Below are 3436 nucleotides of genomic sequence, written 5' to 3' on the forward strand. Positions count from 1 at the left end.
CCATTTTTGCAGTAGCTTGACCAATACGACCAATACCTACAATTCCTAAAGTTTTCCCTCTTAGCTCAACACCATTTGCGTACGCTTTTTTCAAACCGTCAAAATTAGTGTCGCCTTCAAGAGGCATATTTCGGTTTGAATCATGCAAGAAACGCACGCCTGAAAACAAGTGAGCAAAAACCAATTCAGCCACTGATTCTGATGAAGACGCAGGTGTGTTAATCACGTGAATCCCTTTGCTTTTAGCATAATCCACATCAATATTATCCATACCAACACCACCACGACCAATTATTTTTAGTCCGGGACAAGCGTCGATAATATCTTTACGAACTTTTGTAGCACTACGAACAAGAACAACACTAATGTTATTTTCGTTTACATAATTAGCCACTTGTTCTTGAGCTACTTTTGTAGTTATTACTTCAAATCCACCTGCTTCTAAAGCTAGAATTCCACTTTTAGAAATTCCGTCATTTGCTAATACTTTCATTTTTTATTTCATTGCGAGGAACGATGCAATCCCGTCCTCATATTACTTTTTTATTATTTTGTTAGGAGCTATTTCCTGCTATTCGTTTCAATCTTTTTATTTTTTAAAGAAAAAAATAAAAAGGATTTCCACTGCTATCAGGGCTAGGAATCCGCACGTTGAGGTGCTTTTATGCTACTTTTGACTCTAGATCTTTCATAACATCAACTAATACCTGTACACTCTCGATAGGCATGGCGTTGTACATAGAGGCTCTATAACCACCCACCGAGCGATGTCCTGGAAGACCTGATATTCCGGCTGCTTTCCACATTGCATCAAATATTTCTGCATGAGCAGCATCATTCAATAAGAAAGTAGCATTCATGCTTGAACGATCTTCTACAGCGGCAGCTCCTTTAAACAATGGGTTTCTATCAATTTCAGTGTAAAGCAATTCTGCTTTTGCAGTATTCAATTTTTCAACAGCTGCAATTCCACCTAAGTTTTTTAACCATTGTAAGGTAAGTAATGAGGCATACACAGGAAAAACAGGCGGTGTATTGTACATACTTTCTGCCTTGATGTGTTTCTCATAATCTAAAATACTTGGAATCGTTCTTCCTGATTTTCCTAGAATTTCTTCTTTAACTATCACTAATGTAGTTCCGGCAGGCCCCATATTTTTTTGAGCACCGGCGTAAATAATATCAAATTTTGAAAAATCCAAAACTCTTGAGAAAATATCCGAACTCATATCACATACAATAGGCATGTCAAGTGACGGAAATTCTTTTATTTGAGTCCCAAAAATAGTGTTGTTACTAGTGCAGTGGAAATAATTAGCATCAGCAGGAACTGTGTATCCTTTTGGAATATGATTGTAGTTTTCCTCTTTTGATGAAGCAACAACAACTGTTTCTCCAAAAAATTTAGCTTCTTTTATGGCGCCACTAGCCCAAGTTCCGGAGTCTAAATAAGCTGCTTTACCGCCTTCTTTCATCAAGTTATAAGGAACCATTAAGAATTCCAAGCTCGCTCCACCTGATAAAAATAAAGCTTGGTATCCTTTTCCTTCCAATCCTAATAATTCTAAGGCAAGTGATCTAGCTTCATCCATTACGGCAACGAAATCTTTACTTCTATGTGATATTTCTAAAATTGATAATCCCGACCCATTGAAATCCAGTATCGCTTGTGCCGATTTTTCAAAAACTTCTTGTGGTAAAATGCAAGGTCCTGCGCTGTAGTTGTGTTTTTTCATGGTGTAGTTTTGTCCAAAAAATTAAAAGGCAAATTTCGTCATTAGTACATTAAAAAGCGTTAATTTTTTCGGAATTATAAGGCTTATTTTTGTCATATTGTTAACAAAAACGATATCGTATCTACATTATCTGCATAATCCCATAATTTGGGTTTTTGAGTTTGACCAAAAGGAATACTACTTTCCATTAGGTTGTTGCTAACTATGCATTGAAGTTGCTCGTCTTCAGATACTAAACGTTCTTCTAATTCGACTAAAGTATCATAATATTCGTAAAAAACAGTGGAAATAGGAGAGGCATGACTGGTATCCTCTTTTAACGTCAAGAAACCATTATCCAGTAATTTAAAATTACTCATCAAAAAGACTGCCTTGTTGTAATCGTAATTATTAGCATACTTTTCATAATGAATCACATCTTGGTACTCAAAAATTGCTTCAAAAAAAGCATCGAACGAATACCCTTTAGGAACAAATAGCTTGGAAACGTTGCGACATCCTAGACCAAAATACCTGAAAATATCTTCTCCTAGCGCAGTCAATTGGGCTTTAGTTTCGTTTCCGTCGAGCACTGCAACTGAATTTCTGCTTTTTCTAATAATTGATGGTTTGTCCTTAAAATAATACTCAAAATAACGGGCTGTATTATTACTTCCTGTTGCTATAACAGCGTCAAAATTCTCTAATTTCCCTTCAATAAAGGTGATTTTGCCGCTAAATTCCGGCGCTACAGCAATTATATATTTTGCCAAAAATGGCAGTAAATGTTGATCGTTGGATGATGTTTTTATTTTAACATTGTGACCAGCAATCAACACAGATAAAAAGTCATGAAAACCTACCAAAGGTATGTTGCCAGCAAGAATTAAAGCTACGGTTTTATTGGAATCCGACTTTAAATCGTACTTATTCAACCATTCAGTAAGTTGGTCTTCAGTTAAAGCAGCAGCCCACGATTGAATCGAAAAGTAAACTTGCTCGGGCGTGTACCAGCCATTATGCGATTGAGATAAGGCAATAAGGTCTTCGAATGCATCAAAGAACAAGTCATTGTGCAATACGCCAGCTATTTTACTGGAATTGTTTTCCGAAAATTGACTTAAGAATTTGCCTAATGCAACAAAAACACTTTTTTTTGTTTCTAATGTCATAATGTTTGCTTATGAATTGTTTTGATTGTAATTTTGCACAAAAATAAGCTTTAATAAGTCGAAAGTCAAAAGTCTTAAAGTAATTTGATTTGGTTTTTTTAACGCACAACATTTAATAAAAAGTAAAATGGCAATAATAATAACTGACGAATGTATTAATTGTGGGGCTTGTGAACCCGAGTGCCCTAATACAGCAATTTACGAAGGAGCTGATGATTGGAGATATAAGGATGGAACAAAGTTAACTGGTAAAGTAATTTTGCCGGATGGTACTGAAGTAGATTCTGATGAGGCACAAACGCCAATCTCTGATGATGTATATTATATTGTTCCGGGTAAATGTACGGAATGTATAGGTTTTCACGATGTACCACAATGTGCTGCGGTATGTCAAGTAGATTGCTGTTTACCAGATGATAATCATGTAGAATCAGACGAAACCATGTTAAATAGACAAGCCTTTTTACATAACGAATAAAAGGAAATATCTTGTAAAATAATAATCCCGAGTTTATAGCTCGGGATTTTTTTTGTAGTTGTTTTACATAG

4 protein-coding genes are annotated in these 3436 nt (G+C 35.6%); 1 reads left to right on the forward strand and 3 read right to left on the reverse strand.

Annotated features, from left to right (window positions below; genetic code table 11):
- The 3 genes from P8M54_RS04775 to P8M54_RS04785 all read right to left on the reverse strand — a co-directional run.
- A partial coding sequence (locus tag P8M54_RS04775; protein ID WP_300285750.1) for an NAD(P)-dependent oxidoreductase occupies nucleotides 1–493 on the reverse strand: 493 nt, incomplete at its 3' end.
- A 169-nt stretch (nucleotides 494–662) separates the two neighbouring features.
- Entirely contained in the window at nucleotides 663–1736 is a 1074-nt protein-coding gene (gene serC, locus P8M54_RS04780) for a 3-phosphoserine/phosphohydroxythreonine transaminase (RefSeq protein ID WP_300285752.1), read from the reverse strand.
- A gap of 92 nt (nucleotides 1737–1828) precedes the next feature.
- Nucleotides 1829–2887 carry an acyl-CoA reductase gene (locus tag P8M54_RS04785; protein WP_300285754.1) on the reverse strand — a complete coding sequence of 353 codons (1059 nt, stop codon included), beginning with the start codon at nucleotides 2885–2887 and terminating at the stop codon, nucleotides 1829–1831.
- A 127-nt stretch (nucleotides 2888–3014) separates the two neighbouring features.
- Here P8M54_RS04785 and P8M54_RS04790 point away from each other — a divergent pair, with 127 nt between their 5' ends.
- Entirely contained in the window at nucleotides 3015–3365 is a 351-nt protein-coding gene (locus P8M54_RS04790; protein ID WP_300285756.1) for a 4Fe-4S binding protein, read from the forward strand.
- Nucleotides 3366–3436: the final 71 nt, after the last annotated feature.

Source organism: Flavobacterium sp., from assembly GCF_029242675.1.
Lineage (GTDB): Bacteria > Bacteroidota > Bacteroidia > Flavobacteriales > Flavobacteriaceae > Flavobacterium.

What these genes read in the sequence shown, in the direction of transcription:
- serC (WP_300285752.1), bottom strand. Translation starts at nt 1,736, where the DNA reads ATGAAAAAACACAACTACAGCGCAGGACCTTGCATTTTACCACAAGAA.
- P8M54_RS04785 (WP_300285754.1), bottom strand. Translation starts at nt 2,887, where the DNA reads ATGACATTAGAAACAAAAAAAAGTGTTTTTGTTGCATTAGGCAAATTC.
- P8M54_RS04790 (WP_300285756.1), top strand. Translation starts at nt 3,015, where the DNA reads ATGGCAATAATAATAACTGACGAATGTATTAATTGTGGGGCTTGTGAA.